Source organism: Mesorhizobium sp. L2C066B000 (genome assembly GCF_000502335.1).
Lineage (GTDB): Bacteria > Pseudomonadota > Alphaproteobacteria > Rhizobiales > Rhizobiaceae > Mesorhizobium.
Genome location: NZ_AYWZ01000025.1, coordinates 26638 through 43944, shown reverse-complemented (window position 1 = coordinate 43944; position 17307 = coordinate 26638). Strand labels below are relative to the sequence as shown.

The following is a 17307-nucleotide window of genomic DNA, read 5'->3' as shown; positions in this document are numbered from 1 at the left end:
ACGGCGCCGCCACCACGCCGCCCGCCACCACGGCCCCGGCGACGGCTCCATCTCCGGCGACGCCACCTGCAACCGATTCGGCTACGCCGCCGGCTACCAATGGCGTTACCTTGCCGGTGACACCGCAGGTTCCGAACCAGTAGTCGGTAGCGTCAGATGCCGCGATCTGTTGTTGTTTCAACACAGTCGCGGCAAATGGCACACGATCACGAAGATTCGACCGCACCCCGTGCTTGAGGCCCGTACGCCACTTCGATTATAGATTGCCGGCGGCACTTTCTGCGCCCTTGGGGGGCGCCGGGCGACGCCGTGGGCAACAAGCATTGAACGATCGGATCTTCGCCATGCAGCTTCGCAGCTTCATTTTCATGGGGTTTTGTGCCGTATTCGGCATGAGCTCCGCGGCCTTCGCCGGCACTCCGGCAATGACCTCACCGCAGGCGGTTGGCAAAACCGCTGTCATCAACGTCGCCGCCAAGAGCGATGCGACGCAGCTGAAGCTTCTCAAGAAGAAGAAAAACCCGAGCCCGGATGATCTGGCTCAGATCAGCAAGCTCGAAGACAAGATCGCCGCCGACAGGGATCTCGCCCGCGTCAAGGCGCTCGAGGCCCGCAAGCTGGCGATGCGCGATGCGGCGAAAGCCAGGGCCGATGCCCAGCGCCAAGCGTTCCTGGCAAGCAAGGGCAAGCCGGTCGTGGTTGCCGACGCCAAGCCAGGCAAGAAGACCACCAAGATCATCGCTCCGGTTGACCCGATCGCGCCGATCGAGCCGATCGAATCGGCTGAACCGCTTCCGGCCGAAGCGATGAATATCGCGCTGACCGGCAACAATGGCGAATTGCGCAGCGAGGCCCCGGGCCAGAAGCCGACGAGCGGCGGACTGTTCGCCGGCCTGTTCGGCGGCACGTCCTCTGCCTCGTCGATTGCCTATCTCCCCGAAACGCGCGCGCTCGACCAGGCTCTCGCCAAGCGGCAAGCCAAGAAGCAGTTCAAGGTGAAGCCGGAATTCGTGCCGCAGGACGTCGAATTCAGCGGCTATGAGCCGGGTACGATCGTCATCGATACCAGCGCGCGCCGCCTCTACCTCGTCGAATCGGCTTTCACCGCCCGCCGCTATGCGATCGCGGTCGGCCGCGAAGGCCTGCAGTTCAAGGGCAAGGTTGCCGTTGGCGACAAGCAGGAATGGCCGCGCTGGATCCCGACGCTCGACATGCAGAAGCGCGAACCCAAGCATTATGGCCAGTACAAGGACGGCATGCCCGGCGGCGGCCAGAACCCGCTCGGCGCCCGCGCCATTTATCTCTACGACGGCAAGAAGGACACGCATCTGCGCATCCACGGCACCATCGCGCCGCAGTCGATCGGAACCAGCGCCTCCAATGGCTGCTTCCGCATGATCAACGAGCACGTCATGGACCTCTACAGCCGCGTCAGGGTCGGCACCAAGGTCGTCATCATCTGACGCTTTCACAAACCTGCCGAAAGGGCCGGCTTTTGCCGGCCCTTTTGTTTTGACCAAAACACCAGTCTCGAACCTCTGGACTATCGCGCCTTCTCTTGAAAAAGCCTCAGCGGCGGTTTTTTCTCTGGCGGAATCAATTCGGCCGCGTTAAGCGATAACTCCCATGGCGCGATATGTATTCATCACAGGCGGCGTGGTTTCCTCACTAGGAAAAGGCATCGCTGCAGCGGCCCTTGGGGCTCTCTTGCAGGCGCGAGGCTATCGCGCACGCATCAAAAAGCTCGATCCCTATCTCAATGTCGATCCCGGAACGATGTCGCCTTACCAGCATGGCGAGGTTTTCGTCACCGATGACGGCGCCGAGACCGATCTCGATCTTGGCCATTACGAGCGCTTCACCGGCCGCTCGGCCAACCAGCAGGACAACATCACCACCGGCCGCATCTACAAGAACATCATCGAGCGCGAACGGCGCGGCGACTATCTCGGCGCCACCGTGCAGGTCATTCCGCATGTCACCGACGAGATCAAGAATTTCGTGCTCGACGGCAATGACGACTATGATTTCGTGCTGTGCGAGATCGGCGGCACGGTTGGCGATATCGAGGCGATGCCGTTTCTCGAGGCTATCCGCCAGCTCGGCAACGATCTGCCGCGCAACAACGCCGTCTATGTCCACCTGACCTTGATGCCTTACATCCCGACGGCTGGCGAGCTGAAGACCAAGCCGACCCAGCATTCGGTCAAGGAACTGCGCGGCATCGGCATCGCGCCCGATATCCTGCTGGTCCGCGCCGACCGCGCCATCCCCAAGGAAGAGCGCAGAAAACTGTCGCTGTTCTGCAATGTGCGCGAAAGTGCCGTCATCCAGGCGCTCGACGTGCCCCACATCTATGACGTGCCGATGGCTTACCACAAGGAAGGGCTCGATTCGGAAGTGCTGGCCGCCTTCGGTATCGATCCGGCGCCGAAGCCGCGCATGGAGCCTTGGCAGGCCGTGTCCAACCGCATCCACAATCCGGAGGGCGAGGTGACGATTGCCATCGTCGGCAAATACACCGGCCTCAAGGATGCCTACAAATCGCTGATCGAGGCTTTGTCGCATGGCGGCATGGCCAACCGCGTCAAGGTCAAGCTCGACTGGATCGAGAGCGAGATTTTCGAGAAGGAAGACCCCACGCCGTGGCTGGAAAAGGTGCATGGCATCCTGGTGCCCGGCGGCTTCGGCGAGCGCGGCTCGGAAGGCAAGATCCTGGCGGCGAAATTCGCCCGCGAGCGCAAGGTGCCGTATTTCGGCATCTGCTTCGGCATGCAGATGGCCTGCATCGAGGCGGCGCGCTCGCTGGCCGGCGTCGAACACGCCTCGTCGACCGAATTCGGTCCGACGGACGAGCCCGTCGTCGGCCTGATGACCGAATGGCTGAAAGGCAACATGCTGGAGAAGCGCCGCGAAACGGGCGATCTCGGCGGCACCATGCGGCTTGGCGCCTATCAGGCCGAACTCGCCAAGGGTTCGAAGATCGCCGACATCTATGGCGACACCCAGATTTCCGAGCGCCATCGCCATCGCTACGAGGTCAACATCGACTACAAGGAGCGGCTTGAGGATTGCGGCCTGGTGTTTGCCGGCATGTCGCCCGACGGCGTGCTGCCGGAAACCGTCGAATATCCCGACCATCCCTGGTTTATCGGCGTCCAGTATCACCCGGAGCTGAAGAGCCGGCCGCTTGAGCCGCATCCGCTGTTCGCCAGCTTCATCTCGGCCGCGGTGGACCAGTCGCGGCTGGTCTAGGGCCACGGTGAGGTTTCGCAGCTGATGCAGACCTATGTTGCGCTGCTCTACAGCATCATCCTCGGCGAAGGCCGCCGGGTCGTCATGGCCGACCTCAAGGCGATGGCTGAACACCTTGGGCTGAAGAACCCGCGCACCCTGGTGGCGACCGGTAATCTGGTCTTCGAGACACGGGCGACTGGCATCGCCAAGCTGGAACAGCGGCTGGAAACGGCCTTCGAAAAAACCTTCGGCCGCAATGTCGTCATCATCGTGCGCACTGCCGAGGATTGGCTGAAACTTGCCGCCGGCAACCCATTCCCGGCCGACTCTGCCGAGGCAGGCGATCAGGTGGCTGTGCGGGTGATGCGCAAGCCAGCGCCAGCGGATGGTGTGGCCGCGCTCCAGGCCTATGCCGCCGAGGACGAGAAGGTGGCTTCGGTCGACGGCGACATCTGGGTCGTCTTTTCGCGCGAGCGGCCAAGCTCGCGGCTGCTCGCTGCCATGAACCACAAGCGCATGGGCATCGGCACCGCACGCAACTGGAACACGGTGCGGAGGTTGGCTGAGATGGTGGAGTAGGGAGTAGGGAGTAGGGAGTAGGGAGTAGGGATTATACTATTCCCCTACTGACTACTGACTACTCCCTATCTCTCATTTCACGCCTTCGCCGTCCTGGCCCCTGCGCCAAGGGCGGCGGTGCGAAGGACGTAGTAGATGACCCCTGCAATGCCGACGCCGAAGAACCAGCCATAAACGCCCCACCATGCCGGCAGCAAGTTGGTGAAGTTCGGCAGGACCGAGGAGAAGATGGCGCCGATGCCGGCGGCTATGAAGGCGTTGACGTGCCAGCCGCCCTGGAAGCGGAACTCGCCATCTTCGCGGTACAGTGCCTCGACGTCGACCTCGCCCTTCCGGATCAGATAGTAGTCGACCATCATCACCCCGAAGATCGGCCCCATCGTCGCGCCGATGACGTTGACGAAAGACGCGGCACTGCCTTCCCACGGCGCGAAGGGATAAAGCACCAGCGCGATCACAGCTGCGATATAGCCGCCCTTCTTGAAGTCGATCTGCCGGGGAAAGACATTGGAGAAGTCGAAGGCCGGCGAGACGAAGTTTGCCACCACATTGATGCCGAGCGTTGCCACGGCAAAAGTCAGGGCTGCAAGCGCTGCCAGGAACCAGCTGTCGAATTTCGCCGAGATCTGGTCGGGATGCAGAAGCACTTCGCCATAGACGTCGAAGGCAGCGATGGTGGTCACGCCGGCGACCAGCGAGAACAGGATGAGATTGATCGGCAGGCCCCAGATGTTGCCCTTGCGCAGCGATGCCTTGTCTGGGGCATAGCGGGCGAAATCGCAGAAATTGAGATAGAGCGCCGAGAAATAGGTGACCCAGATCGCGGCCACCGCAAACAGCGACGTCCAGGAGCCAGGGGTTCCGGGTACGCCGGCATCCTTTGTCTTGTCGAGCAGCACATCCATCGGGATGTCGCTGGTAAAGGCAAATCTCCCGGATTTTACACAGAGATAGATCGCCAGGATCAACATCATCACCCACACCGCCGGGCCGGCCCAATCCTGGAAGCGGCGCACCGTTTCCATGCCGTTCTGGATGATCAGCAATTGCAGTGCCCAGATGACCACAAAACAGATCACTTCCAGACCCGTGTGGCCGAGGAAATGCGTGTTGGCGTTGAAATCGGCGAACCATTGCGAGCGGATCAGCAACGCCACGATCGCGCCCGATGCCGCCGCCGTCTGCGCGCCGTACCAGAAGCAGGCTACGATGGCGCGCACCAGGGCCGGAATGTTGGCGCCCCAGATGCCGAAGGAGGCGCGCGCCAGCACGGGGTAGGGCACGCCGGTCTTCACGCCGGCATAGCCGACCATGTTCATCAGCGCGTAGATGATCAGCGAACCGATGCCGATGGCGATGATGAAATTGACGAAGCCGCCGCAAAACAGGAACAGGCTTGCGGCGAGATAATAGCCCCAGAGGCTGTGGACGTCCGACGTCCAGACGTTGAAGATCGAGAACGGCCCCCAGTTTCGGACTTTGGCCGGAGCCAGATCCTCATTGTATAGATCGGGTGATGCGCCTTGTATGGTCACTGCGATGTCCTCCCCTTGATGCCGCACGCGCCCTCACGCGTCGACTGCGCAGGTTATGCCTGACGCAGGGGAACCGGCAAGCAATCCATTTGCCGGCTTTGGCCTTAAAGATATTCAATGAGAACAGCGCTTATCGATCGGCTTTTGGCGAAGGTCGGCGCAAACGCGGCGATCTTGATTCGATCCGCAGGGGCAGCGATCAGGACGCTTTGCGGTTGAGGGCCGGTGATGCGTCGAAATTGGCGGCAAGCCAAGCTATCGCGCAGGTGACATCATCGAGCCTGTATTGGGCCACGGTCGGCCCACGCGGCTTGACCCGGATCGAGATGCCGCCGGCCTCGTTGATCGCCTCGAAACCGTTTTCGTCGGCGGTGTCGTCGCCGAGAAAGACCGGCCGCCGTCCGGCAAAGGGCGGGATTGCCATGAAACGCCGCACGGCAGCGCCCTTGGCTGCTTCGAGCGGCATGAGTTCGACGCCGGCGTTGCCCGGGATAACCCGATAGCCCTTGGGAAGCTCGGTCAATGCCTGTTCGGCAAGATGCGTTGCCCTGGCCAGCAGATGCGGCGCCGCACGCGTATGGATGGCGAGGATCGGACCCTTGCGCTCGATATGAACAAGGCCGTCATCCAGTTCGGCCTCGATGGCGTCGGCAAGGGCAGCGATATCGGCGGGAGCATCGGCGGTAACGACCGGGCCGTCCGGCGTCAGCCGGTGTTCCAGCCCATAGAGACCGGCAACACGCAGCTTCAACGGATGAAACAGGCGGTCGGCGCCTCCGACCGAGCGGCCGGTGATAAAGGCGACAGCGCCGTCCAGCCGTTCATCGACGACGCCGAGGAGGTTGCGCAGTTCGTCGCTTACGGACACGGCGTCGGGGTGCGCCGCGTGCTCCAGCAACGTGCCGTCGATATCGAGGAAAAGCGCCCATTGTCCTTCCGGCAGGTCGGGTGCGGTTGGCAGGCCCGGTGCTTTTGACAGGCTATTCATGACGCCACCTTCCGCATGCGGTCGAACAGCGAGACGATGTTGGTGTCGGTGTTTGCGGGCCGCTCGGCGACACTTGTCGCTCTTTCGAGGTCGCCGCGTTTGCGCAGGCGCGCCGCATCGAGCAGCATGCTGCCGGCCCAGCGAAAGACATTGTTGTCGCGCACTATTTCGCGCATCGGGCGCATGCGCTCGCGTTGTTCGTCCGGTGACATGGTCAGCGCCTGCAGCAGCACCTGGCTCATCATCGCCGCGTCGTAAGGATTGACGATCAGTGCTTCCAGCAGTTCGCGCGACGCGCCGGCAAACGTGCTGAGCAACAGCACGCCCTGTTCGTCGTCACGCGCGGCGACGAATTCCTTGGCTACGAGGTTCATGCCGTCATGCAGGCTGGTGACCATGCAGATGTCGGCGGCGCGATAGATCTCATAGACCTGTTGCTGCGAATGGTGCTCAGCCACCATGACCACGGGCTTGTAGCCGTCATGACCGTAGCGCTGGTTGAGCTCGTTGGCATAACGCAGGCATTCATCGTGCAATTGCTGGTACGCCGGCAGCGTGCCGCGGCTTGGGGCAGCAATCTGCAGGAACACTACCTTGCCGATCCACTCGGGGTGGCGCGTAAACAATTCGTCCAGCGCATGGAAGCGGTCGAGGATGCCCTTGGTGTAGTCCAGGCGCTCGACGCCGACGCACAGCTTGACGTCCGCCGACAGGCCGAACCGCTCACGCAGGCGGGCGCGGCTTTCCTCGACCGGCGGCAGTTTGGCCAGGAGTTCGGCCGGCCATTCGATGGAGATGGGATAGGCGTGCACCAGGGTCGTCCGCCCGCCATACGAGATCGCGGCGTCGGCGCGCTCGATGCGGCTTTCCAGGAACCGGTCTACGCTTTCAGTGAAATTATTGGCATGAAACTGGGTGTGAAAGCCGATGATCGAGCTCCCGAGCAGTCCATCAAGAACGCGTTCGCGCCATGGGCAGATGCTGAACACTTCGGAGTTCGGCCACGGGATGTGCCAGAAGGTGATGATGATCGCCTCCGGCAGGCGCTCGCGGATCATGCGCGGCAGGAGCGCGAAATGGTAATCCTGAACCAGCACGATCGGCCGCTCATTGCGCGCCTCGGCAACCACCATATCGGCGAATTTGCGGTTGACGGCCTCATAGGCCTCCCAGTCCGAGGCACGGAAGACCGGCCGGGTGAAGGCGATATGGCAGAGCGGCCAAAGCCCTTCATTGGCAAAGCCGAGATAGTAGCCCTGATATTCGTCGTCGCTCAGCCACACGCGGCGCAGCGTATAGGACGGATTGTCCGGCGGCACCTGAACCCGATCGTTGCTATCGACCGTCAGACGATCCGCCGTTCCGCCGCCATAGGCGATCCAGGTGCCGCTGCAGGCGCGGGTGATAGGCTCAAGCGCCGACACCAGGCCGCTGGCCGGCACCAGAAGCTCGACGCCGTCGTCCTTGATGTTGTGGATATAGGGTTCCCGGTTCGAGACGACGATGACCTGCGCGTCCGGCAGGTCGTCGGCAAGTATCTTGCGCAAGGTGTCGGGCGACCAGTTCACCAGCGCCGCGTCGGGAGATTGTCCGTTCTTCTCGAACTCCCGCAAGACCTTGCGCGTCGCTTCCGATGCGACGTCCTCGCCGGCAGTCGGTGCAACCGTCAAGCTATGGCTACGACGTTGCCTGGAGATCGATAACAGAACGGCTAGAATCGAAAGGCCAAGGCTTGCAAGGATCAAGACCCAGAGCAGGGCCATGCCATAATCAGTCATTCCAATTCCAACTCAATTTTGGCCGTCAGGGCCTTTTTCTTCATGGTTCGATTTTGAGTGTTCGCAGCCGACGATCGCCCGTGAGAACCTGTGTTTTTTGCAACGCACAAACCCTGGGATCGGTTCCCGTTGAAAGCCGTTCCGATCATGTCCGCACGATCAGCGGAACCAGCCCCTCATGGCGGTCGGCGAGAAAGGCGACGACGCGGTCGCCGACGCGCTGAAAGGTAAGATCGACCCTCTTTTCGGCGACACCCAGATGCCTGAGCGTCAGCGTATCGATGCCGATCGGCAAACGGGGTCGAGTGACGTGGATTTCGCCGTTCCAGCCGTCGATTTCCAGACCGAGGCACGCCTGCATCAGCATGAAGGCCGAGCCTGCCGACCAGGCTTGCGGCAGGCAGGCGACGGGGTAGGCGATCGGTGCTTCACCCGGCGAGCGGGTAAAGCCGCAGAACAGTTCCGGCAGCCGCATGTTGAAATGCACGGCGGATTCGAACGTGCCGCTCATCAGCCGCACCACGCTGTCACGCTCGCCGAACCGCGCCAGGCCGGCGCCGCACATCGCCGTGTCATGCGGCCAGATGGAACCATTGTGGTACGACATCGGGTTGAACAGCACAGCATCGTCGGAAAGCGTTCGCACCCCCCAGCCGGAGTGGAAGGAAGCCGAAAGCAACTGGTCGGCGACCATCTTAGCCCGCGCCGGTTCGGGCAGGCCGACATAGAGCAGGTGTCCGGCATTCGACGTGCGCACCTTGCACGGCTCTCCGGCGCCGTCGATCGCCAGCGCATAGAAGCCGAGATCGTCCAGCCAGAAATCACGCTCGACGGCGATCCGCATCTCTTCGGCGCGATTTTCCCAGTGCTCGGCCTGCGCGAACTCGCCCCGGCGGCGGGCGAGAGCGGCAAGGCCCCTGAAGGCGGCGAAGACATAACCCTGCACTTCGACCAGCGCGATCGGCCCCTTGGGAATGCGGCCGTCGGCGTGGAAGACCGAGTCGAAGCTGTCCTTCCAGCCCTGGTTCGCAAGGCCGGATTCGGCAGCGCGCTGATAGGTGACGAAGCCGGTTGCGCGGCTCGCCTCTTCCGTCCACTTGGCGGCGGCGCAGAGAGACGGCCACAGGCTGGCGATGAAGTCCATGTCGCCGGTGCGCTCGGCATAGGCGCAAGCGAGGTGGATGTAGAGCGGCGTGGTATCGACGCCGCCATAGTAGCGGCCGAAGGGTAGCTCCTGCAGCGCCACCATCTCGCCCTTGCGTGTCTCGTGCATGATCTTGCCGGGCTGCGAGTCGCTGAAAGGCGATGTCTCGGTCGCCTGGTGCTGGGCGAGGAAGGCAAGCACGCCGCGCGCCAGGCCGGGGTTGAGCCATAGCATCTGCAGCGCCGAGATGACGCCGTCACGGCCGAAGGCCGTCGAAAACCAGGGGATGCCGGCATAGGGGTAAGGGCCGGTCGACAGCTCGGTGGTCAGCAAGGCGACATCGGCGCGAGCGCGTTCGACCCAATCGTTGAAGACGCGGCCCGAACTGTGCACCGTCGCGCCATGGCGGCGCTTGGCCCGCATGCCGAAACGGGCGCGCGCCGCGGCCGCCCGGAAGCGGTCGCGGTCGGGCGTTTCGGTCAGTTCCGCGCCGACCTCGACGTAAAGCATCTTGCTGCTGCGCTTGGTCACTGCGATGAGGAAATCCGCGCGCTCGGCGCTCAGCTGGTCCGGCGGCTGCGAGAACGAGATCGCCGACACCCGCGCCAGCCCGTCCAGTCCGTCATAGCGCAGCAGCACCGAGGCAGGCTCGATCTCCGCTGCATGCGCCATTCCGCGCTTCGGCCGGGTCGAACCGCGGACCTCGAACATGTCCCGGAAATCGGCGGCAAAATGCAGCGAGACGCGGATTGCCGAATGCTCCTGGCTGTAGTTGGAAAGGGTGATGCGCTCGAACAGCCGGTCCTGCCACAACAGCCTGACGCGCTCGATATGGATGGCGCCCTGCGGGATGTCGCGGCCACCGACGCTTTGCATCGGCAAATTGGTCATATTGCTGGTGAACAGCACATTGTCCTGGCTGAGCGAGGCGCCGAGCAGCGATGTCTGCCGGCCGCCGACGGTGAGCCTGAACTCCGACAGCACCCGGGTGTCGTCACGGAAGAAACCGTCGCCCGCGCCCCTGATATCGCCGTAGGCATCGGCCACGGCAAAACAGTCGCCTTGCTTTAGGGCAAACAGCCGGTGCGGCTCGCGCGGCGCGGTTTCGTCCAGGGAGGCAAGGGCCACGGCAGGGTCGAGCTTGCGCTCGTCAAGTTCGGTCATCAGTCACAAATCTCTGTTTCGGGCTCGGAACGTCCGCCGTCGTTCACGACGCTTTCGATTCAGCCGGGGCGCCGATGAGACGCGCATAGGCAGTGAGATAGTCGCGCGCCATCCTGTTGGCGGAGAACCGACTTTCGAAGACGGCGCGCACCTTTCGCCGGTCGAGCTGCAGCAAGGCCGGCACTGCGGCGACCGCGGCATGGAGAGAATCGACGACAAATCCGGTGACGCCATGGTCGATGACTTCCGGCAACGCACCGCAGTTCCAGCCGATGGTTGGCGTACCGCACGCCATCGCCTCGATCGCGGCAAGGCCGAACGGCTCGGGCCAGTCTATCGGAAACAGGAGACCAGCGGCATTGCCGAGGAATTCAGTCTTCTCACCCTCGGCGATCTCGCCGACATAGTCGATGCGGTTGCCATCGATCAAGGGCTCGATCGTCTCATGGAAATAGGCGCGATCATCGTCGCCGATCTTGGCCGCCAGCTTGAGCTTCATGCCCGACCGCAAGGCGATGTCGATGGCCCGGTCCGGCCGCTTGTCGCGCGAAAGCCGGCCGAGAAAGGCAAGGTATGGTTCGCCCGCCGCCGTCTCGAAGGTCGGCTGATAGAGACCCGTCGGCAGCCCGTGATGGATGGTGGCCAGCCAATTGGCATTCGCAAGCCCGGTCTTCTGGCTGTGTGAGATCGAGACCAGCGGAAAGCGCGGAAAGCGCTCATAGGCTGGCGCCAGATCGACATAATCGAGCCGGCCATGAGGCGTCGTCACCGTCTTGTCCGGCATGGTCTCGAAGAACGAGAAATGCAGGAAATGGCTGAGATGAAAATGAATGATATCAAAGTCGTGGGCTCGGTTCCTCACATCGGCAAGCATCGCAAGATGCGCCGCCGTGTCCGATTTCAGCGGACGCGGATCGAGGCGCAGCGCGCGTTCGCGTCCTGGTATCAGTCTGGCCGACGTCCGGCTGTCGCCGCTGGCGAACAGCGTCACCTCATGGCCGAGTTTGACCAGCCCTTCGGTCAGATAGGAAACGATGCGCTCGGTGCCGCCATAGAGAAGGGGCGGCACCGATTCGTGCAAAGGGGCGACATGGGCTATCCGCATGGTTTGAACGTGTCCCTCAAGGCAATCACGAGAGCGAAATGCATCAGCCGGCCTAACGTTCCGGACAAAAGCGGGCGTCGGCAACCCAAGCCCACCGGCGCAGATTTTTTTGCAATAAGCGGAACAAACGCGCTATCCGCGAATTTAATAGGGTTGGTCCGCGCTGCGGCCGACCAGGGAGAGAACAAAATGGACCGCTTGCATTTCTTTACGCCCGTGCGCATTGCGCGCGGGCAGGGACACCCCGTCGAGGAAGTCGACAGCGTTGCCGAAGCGATGGTCTTTTTGCAGAAATGGCCATTGGGACGGCGTGGGCCTGTGTATCAGTGCGCCGTGAATTGCTGCTCCGCGGCCCTGTCGGGCAGAATGTCGGCCGAAGCAGCCAGGAAGGCGTTCACGGGCTTTGCCCGCATCACCCGGCTGCTCGATGATGACATGGCCCTGCCGATGGGCGGCGAAAGCATGGCGGAAGTCCGCGCGCTGAGGCGCTAGACGCCGTCCAGCCATTTGGCTATTGAACACCCGGGCTTTGGCGGCGCGGGCATCATCTTTTTCGCACCGGAGTATTCCGACGCGGCCCTTCACCTCATGGGCCACACTGTGCTTTCATGCGGCGTTTCGCATGACCGGTGGGTGACGACCAATCCACGGGCGGTCCGAACGTGGAGGGATAGACAATGCCGAGACTGATCCTGGGAACACTCGGCGCTATCGTCATCGCCCTCATCTGGGCGGTCCTTGCCAGTTTGATGGGCGCGCCATCGATCGTGATCACGGTCGGCGCGGTCGCCATTGGGGCCGGCGTCTACACCTACGTCGACAGACGCTCGCATTGACAGTCCCCGGTCTGCCGCGCGCTCGACCAATTGCACGCCGGTGTTGACGCGCGCGGCAGCCGCGGCGGGCATTCTTCAAGGATGATGTTGCTGGCCGCATAGAGGGCAAAGGCGCAGACCGGGCGCCACACGTCGGACTGGGCTCACCCAGAACTTGGGAGATCGTCAAAGATCTTTCCATCCGGCCAATGTAGATCGAAACGGCGAATCCGTGGATTTCCGTGGAACATCGTCGCCTCGAAACGCTTCGGGCGTTGCACTGCCCCATCAGTGCACGTTCCCTTGTTCTGTTGGAACTGGCCGGCTGCCGAAAGGTGGCCGNTCCCCTGGAACATCGTCGCCTCGAAACACTTCGGGCGTTGCACTGCCCCATCAGTGCACGTTCCCTTGTTCTGTTGGAACTGGCCGGCTGCCGAAAGGTGGCCGGCTTTTTTGTATATAAGCGGAACCTGAAATTACGGGGCTTGTTCTGGATGCGGCAGCGAGCCCCTCGCTGCTGGTCGAGGGCCGTAACCCTTGGCCGGGCCCGCATCGCTCCGCCAGTGGTGCGGGCCCACGGCCTCCGGTTTTTTCCGGGCGTCTGGACTCGCCGATCCTTACCCTGGCCCGGCTAATGCATCACTCAAAAATGGCTCGGTTGTGAGACAATGACATGCACACGCGGCGCTTTAGCACAATCATTCACAAAGCCGTGGGTTCAACTGTTGCCGCCCTTCTTGGCTGGATTGTGCGAATGATGACTGTCCTTTTCACCGCCACCCCCTGAAACTCGGCTTTTGGATCGACGGTCTTCATCCGCCGGGGGTTTGTTGACCTGCAGGGGTTTTCTGGCGTTCTCGTGCGATGCGCCTGGCCCGCCCTGCCGGATCGTGTTCGGGTGTTTCTTCGATGTGGACATGATCACCGATCCTGCTGACGGCCCTGATGAGTTGTGTTGACCTTGGTGTTGGCTTGCTGCCCTTGGCGCTCCGGATCCGGCGCTCCGTGAGTGCCGTGCTGGGCATCATCGTGGCTGATCTGTCGCCCTTCTCCTCGACCCTTCTGGCTCTGGTTCTCAGGCGGCACGGGCGGCATTTTGCTCGACATCTGCATCTCCTCGGGTTGGTATCGTGACTCCAAACCGTGATCGTGGGGGGAAGTTCCGTCTGCTTCGTCAGCACCTGTGCTTTTCGGTGCCGACGGAATCTGACTCCCAACGCGGATTTCAAGGAACGGCAGCGGCCCGCGTTGCTGGTCGAGGACAGGCAATCTCTGGGCGGGCCCGCGTCGCCCCGCCAGTGGTGCGGGCCTGCAATATAAATCCTAAGACTGGGCTGCCATCGCAGTTTATTGCGAGCTTCCGGCGACTTGCGTAGCGGGCTGCAGTGGCTTTCAGGAGAGCAGCGTGTTGTATCCGGTCGATTTGGAGCGACCGAAATACAGTGCTTGACCACGTTGCTGACATGATCGGTGGGTGACGAGCGCGGTGTCGCGCCTGGATCGCGGCAGCAGCCTCTGGTCCGATCTGCCCGCAGCTGATGGCAGCTAAAACGACGTCAAAAGACCTAAGTCTCTTTGATCGCCCTCGCTGCTCGCACGAGCGATGACCAGTCAGCTCCCATGGCTGCGACAAGGTCTCGAGCATCTTCGTCTGATATTCCGGTACGGTCTACGAGCTTCCGTGCCAGCAATTCGAATGCCAATTCTATGATCGTCATAGCTCAGCCCTTACGAGAGTCCCCGGGACGTTAGCTTGCAAATGGGTCTTCCGCATTTGCACATGTTAAGCGACCATCACGAATGTCTCATGTACCGCAGAATGTCTGCAGGACGCGCTCATCCGGGCGTGGCGGCTCAGCATAGCGTTCCATTCCCGGCTGCTCATCGAAGGGACGGCTGACGACCGCCAGGATCTCCTCGAACGGTGTGAAGTCGCCGCCCAACGCCGCCTGGATCATCGCCTCGATGCGATGATTGCGGGGGATGAATTTGGGATTGACGGATTGCATGGCTGCCCGGCGCGTGGCCGTGTCGGCTACTTCGCTTGCAATGCGCTGGCGCCACCGCGCCGACCAGGCATCGAATGAGCCTGGATCCTTAAACAACTGCCGCGCCGTGCCTTGGCCGTCCGCAGCGTCGAGGTCATCGCCCAGGCGCCGGAAGCCGAGCGTAAAATCCGCTTCGCCGTGAGCCAGCACGTCCAGAAAGTCGGCAGCGAGTTGCAAGTCGCCTTCCGCTTCGGTCAGCAGTCCGAGTTTTCTGCGGAAGCCGCGCTGCAACACAGCCTCATAGGAGGCCTGGAACGACCTCAGCACCTCTTCCCCTTCAGACACTGCTTCATTCTCGTCCGTGCTCATGAGCGGCAGCAGGGTCTCGGCAAAGCGCGCAAGGTTCCATGTGGCGACACGAGGCTGGTTGGCATAGGCATAGCGACCGGCGCGGTCTATCGAACTGAACACCGCGCTGGGGTCGTAAGCGTCCATGAAGGCGCATGGGCCATAGTCGATCGTCTCGCCCGAGATCGACATGTTGTCGGTGTTCATGACGCCATGGATGAAGCCGACCAGCATCCAGCGCGCCACCAGGTCCGCCTGTGCGGCGACAACGGCCTCCAGCAAAGCCCGGTACGGCCGTGCTTCCCCCGCCAGCTGTGGGAAGTGACGCTGAATGGCATAGTCGGCCAGTATCTTGAGCGCCTCGGTGTCGTGGCGCGCGGCGAAATATTGGAACGTGCCGATCCTGATATGGCTTGCCGCCACCCGTGTCAGGACGGCGCCGGGCAGCCGGACCTCGCGATAGACCGGGTCGCCGGTGAGCACCGCCGCAAGGCTTCGCGTCGTCGGAATGCCGAGCGCCGCCATCGCTTCGCTGACGACATATTCGCGCAGGACAGGGCCGAGGGCGGCGCGGCCGTCACCGTTGCGCGAGAACCGCGTGGGTCCCGATCCCTTCAGCTGGATGTCACGGCGAATGCCGTTGACGTCCACTACTTCGCCAAGCAGCAGAGCGCGCCCGTCGCCGAGTTGAGGCACGAAGTTTCCGAACTGGTGGCCCGCATAGGCCAGGGCGATTGCCTGCAAGCCTTCCGGAAATCTGTTGCCGGCAAGCATCGCCACTCCATCCGGGCTGGTAAGCTGGTCGGCATCGAGCCCGAGTTCCTCGGCGAGGGGCCGGTTGAACCGGATCAGCCGCGGTTCGGACACCGGCTTCGGATCTGTTTGCGCGAAGAAGCGCTCCGGCAGTTGCCCATAGCTGTTGCTCAGGGCGGGAAGCCCCATCTGAATGACCGGGGGTTGTTCAGCAGTCGCAGGTGACGTCATGACAAGCTGTCTCTGAAGAGGGGTTCAACAGCTCCCTTCTCGAGGAGCCTGTGTTCATTTGTGCATATAGGGACGCAACGTCGTTGGTGCCATCCGGATCCATCAGGCCGGCACGGGATACAAGCTGGGAACCACCCGCCTCGATTATCGAGGTTCGGGCTGCCGTGGGACGCCGGGCCGTGGCGGAATCCAGAGCTGACCCCCGCATCGCCACTATCTCCGAACTGAGCACCCGGCAATCTAGTCAGTGCGGGCGGGCAATGCCGGGGCAGGGTCTGCCTTGGGTGGCAGCGGCTCTCTCGGGGCCGCTCCCGGCGACGATGTTGAACCCGGTTCGACTCGTTCCTCGGCGATAAGCCGGGCGCCACGCTCATAGGTCAGGTAGCGCCAGAGCCACTGGATCGAGACCTGGACGCGGTGCTGAAAACCGACGAGCAGATAAACATGGATGAGCGCCCAGGCAGACCAGGCGATCCAGCCTTTCAGTTTCAGCCTGCCCGATTCGAACACGGCAGCGTGGCGGCCGACAATGGCCGTGTTGCCTCGATTGCTGAAGGCAAAAGCCGGCAGCGTGTCGCCAGTATCTATCCGGCGTGCCAGTGCCATGCCGAGGTGCTCGCCCTGCTGCTTGGCGACCTGGGCAAGACCTGGCAATGGCTGGCCGTTCCCATCGAGGACCAGTGCGACGTCGCCAAGCGCGAAGACATCGGGATGGCCGACGACCTGCAGGTCGGATTCGACCTTCACCCGACCGCCGCGGTCGAGCCCGACACCAAGCTGGGCGACCAGCGGAGAAGCCGCCACCCCGGCGGCCCAGAGCGTCAAGGCCACCGGGATCACCTGGCCGCCGACGGTGATCTGATGCGCTTCGATCGCCTCGACCCGGTTGCCGAGCGCGACCTCGACGCCCAGGCTTTCAAGGCGCAGACGTGCATATCTGGAAAGCTCCGGGGCGAATCCGGCGAGCAGACGCTCGCCGGCTTCTACCAGTATGATCCTTGTCTTCTCGGGCCGGATGTTGCGGAAGTCGCGCGCCAGTGTGTGCCGGCTGAGTTCGGCGATCGAGCCCGCCAGTTCGACACCGGTCGGGCCGCCGCCGATAATGGCGATCGTCATCAGCCGGGATTGCTCGACTGGATCGGTGGTCCGTTCCGCGTGCTCGAACGATAGCAGCAGCCGTGACCGGATCGTACGCGCGTCCTCGATGGTCTTCAAGCCGGGACAAACCCGAGCCCAGCTCTCCTGGCCGAAATAGAATGGCTGCGAACCGGTGGCCAAGACCAGGATGTCGTAGGGGACCGTGGTCCCATCGGCCAGCACCAGTATCCTGGCTTCGGTGACGATCTCGGTGACATCGCCGAAGAGGACCTGAACCGAGGGATAGCGGCCCAGGATCTTGCGGATTGGCTCGGCGATGTCAGGCGCCGACAAGGCGGCGGTTGCAACCTGATAGAGCAAGGGCTGGAACAGGTGGTGATTGTGGCGGTCGATGATCGTCACCCCGATTTCCGCCTTGCCGAGCGCCTTGGCAACCTCCAGACCGGCAAAGCCTCCGCCGACCACGACGATGCGCGGTGTCAGGCTCCGGCCGTGGCTGCTCTCGGTGGCGAATCGCATGCTTGATACTCCCCTATCCCTGTCC

At 62.6% G+C, this 17307-nt stretch carries 15 protein-coding genes; 5 read left to right on the top strand and 10 right to left on the bottom strand.

Translation table 11 applies throughout. The annotated features are described in order from the left end of the window. Nucleotides 1–181 (bottom strand): hypothetical protein (locus tag X733_RS1000000170515; RefSeq protein ID WP_210163787.1); only part of this gene is annotated, 181 nt, incomplete at its 3' end. Between the two features lie 163 nt (nt 182–344). On the opposite strand from X733_RS1000000170515, the gene X733_RS137770 reads away from it, so the two are divergent. The 3 genes from X733_RS137770 (at nt 345) to X733_RS137780 (ending at nt 3816) form a co-directional block, all read left to right on the top strand. Next, the gene (locus X733_RS137770) at nt 345–1463 is read left to right on the top strand and encodes a L,D-transpeptidase (RefSeq protein WP_027049440.1); all 1119 of its coding nucleotides are present in this window, start codon (nt 345–347) and stop codon (nt 1461–1463) included. 163 nt (nt 1464–1626) lie between these two features. After that, nucleotides 1627–3255, top strand: a complete 1629-nt coding sequence (locus X733_RS137775; RefSeq protein WP_023672693.1) for a CTP synthase — start codon at nt 1627–1629, stop codon at nt 3253–3255. Nucleotides 3256–3279: 24 nt separating this feature from the next. Then, the gene (locus X733_RS137780; RefSeq protein ID WP_023820261.1) at nt 3280–3816 is read left to right on the top strand and encodes a DUF1697 domain-containing protein; all 537 of its coding nucleotides are present in this window, start codon (nt 3280–3282) and stop codon (nt 3814–3816) included. A gap of 77 nt (nt 3817–3893) precedes the next feature. Here X733_RS137780 and X733_RS137785 read toward each other — a convergent pair whose 3' ends face one another. The 5 genes from X733_RS137785 to X733_RS137805 form a co-directional block, all read right to left on the bottom strand. Further along, on the bottom strand, nt 3894–5351 hold the full coding sequence (locus X733_RS137785) for an NCS1 family nucleobase:cation symporter-1 (protein ID WP_023688556.1): 1458 nt from the start codon (nt 5349–5351) through the stop codon (nt 3894–3896). Between the two features lie 199 nt (nt 5352–5550). Continuing rightward, the gene (otsB, locus tag X733_RS137790; protein WP_023820260.1) at nt 5551–6339 is read right to left on the bottom strand and encodes a trehalose-phosphatase; all 789 of its coding nucleotides are present in this window, start codon (nt 6337–6339) and stop codon (nt 5551–5553) included. Continuing rightward, nucleotides 6336–8117, bottom strand: a complete 1782-nt coding sequence (locus X733_RS137795; RefSeq protein WP_023682445.1) for a trehalose-6-phosphate synthase — start codon at nt 8115–8117, stop codon at nt 6336–6338. Before X733_RS137795 ends, otsB begins: the two co-directional genes overlap by 4 nt. 145 nt (nt 8118–8262) lie before the next feature. Beyond that, nucleotides 8263–10425, bottom strand: a complete 2163-nt coding sequence (locus X733_RS137800) for an amylo-alpha-1,6-glucosidase (protein ID WP_023682446.1) — start codon at nt 10423–10425, stop codon at nt 8263–8265. A 43-nt stretch (nt 10426–10468) separates the two neighbouring features. After that, nucleotides 10469–11530, bottom strand: coding sequence for a glycosyltransferase family 4 protein (locus tag X733_RS137805; protein ID WP_023715806.1), 1062 nt, complete (start codon nt 11528–11530; stop codon nt 10469–10471). A 189-nt stretch (nt 11531–11719) separates the two neighbouring features. Between X733_RS137805 and X733_RS137810 the strand changes: the two genes are divergently transcribed. Continuing rightward, entirely contained in the window at nt 11720–12022 is a 303-nt protein-coding gene (locus X733_RS137810; RefSeq protein WP_023682448.1) for a DUF982 domain-containing protein, read from the top strand. A gap of 185 nt (nt 12023–12207) precedes the next feature. Beyond that, nucleotides 12208–12366 carry a hypothetical protein gene (locus X733_RS1000000169950; RefSeq protein WP_023682449.1) on the top strand — a complete coding sequence of 53 codons (159 nt, stop codon included), beginning with the start codon at nt 12208–12210 and terminating at the stop codon, nt 12364–12366. Nucleotides 12367–13063: 697 nt separating this feature from the next. Here the strand turns inward: X733_RS1000000169950 and X733_RS1000000169035 are convergent. The 4 genes from X733_RS1000000169035 to X733_RS137825 form a co-directional block, all read right to left on the bottom strand. Further along, entirely contained in the window at nt 13064–13264 is a 201-nt protein-coding gene (locus tag X733_RS1000000169035; protein ID WP_081731702.1) for a hypothetical protein, read from the bottom strand. A gap of 2 nt (nt 13265–13266) precedes the next feature. Further along, nucleotides 13267–13452, bottom strand: coding sequence for a hypothetical protein (locus tag X733_RS137815; protein ID WP_023682450.1), 186 nt, complete (start codon nt 13450–13452; stop codon nt 13267–13269). A 698-nt stretch (nt 13453–14150) separates the two neighbouring features. Further along, entirely contained in the window at nt 14151–15623 is a 1473-nt protein-coding gene (locus tag X733_RS137820; RefSeq protein ID WP_023682451.1) for a protein adenylyltransferase SelO, read from the bottom strand. Between the two features lie 282 nt (nt 15624–15905). Further along, the gene (locus X733_RS137825) at nt 15906–17282 is read right to left on the bottom strand and encodes an NAD(P)/FAD-dependent oxidoreductase (protein WP_023820257.1); all 1377 of its coding nucleotides are present in this window, start codon (nt 17280–17282) and stop codon (nt 15906–15908) included. Between the last annotated feature and the right edge of the window lie 25 nt (nt 17283–17307).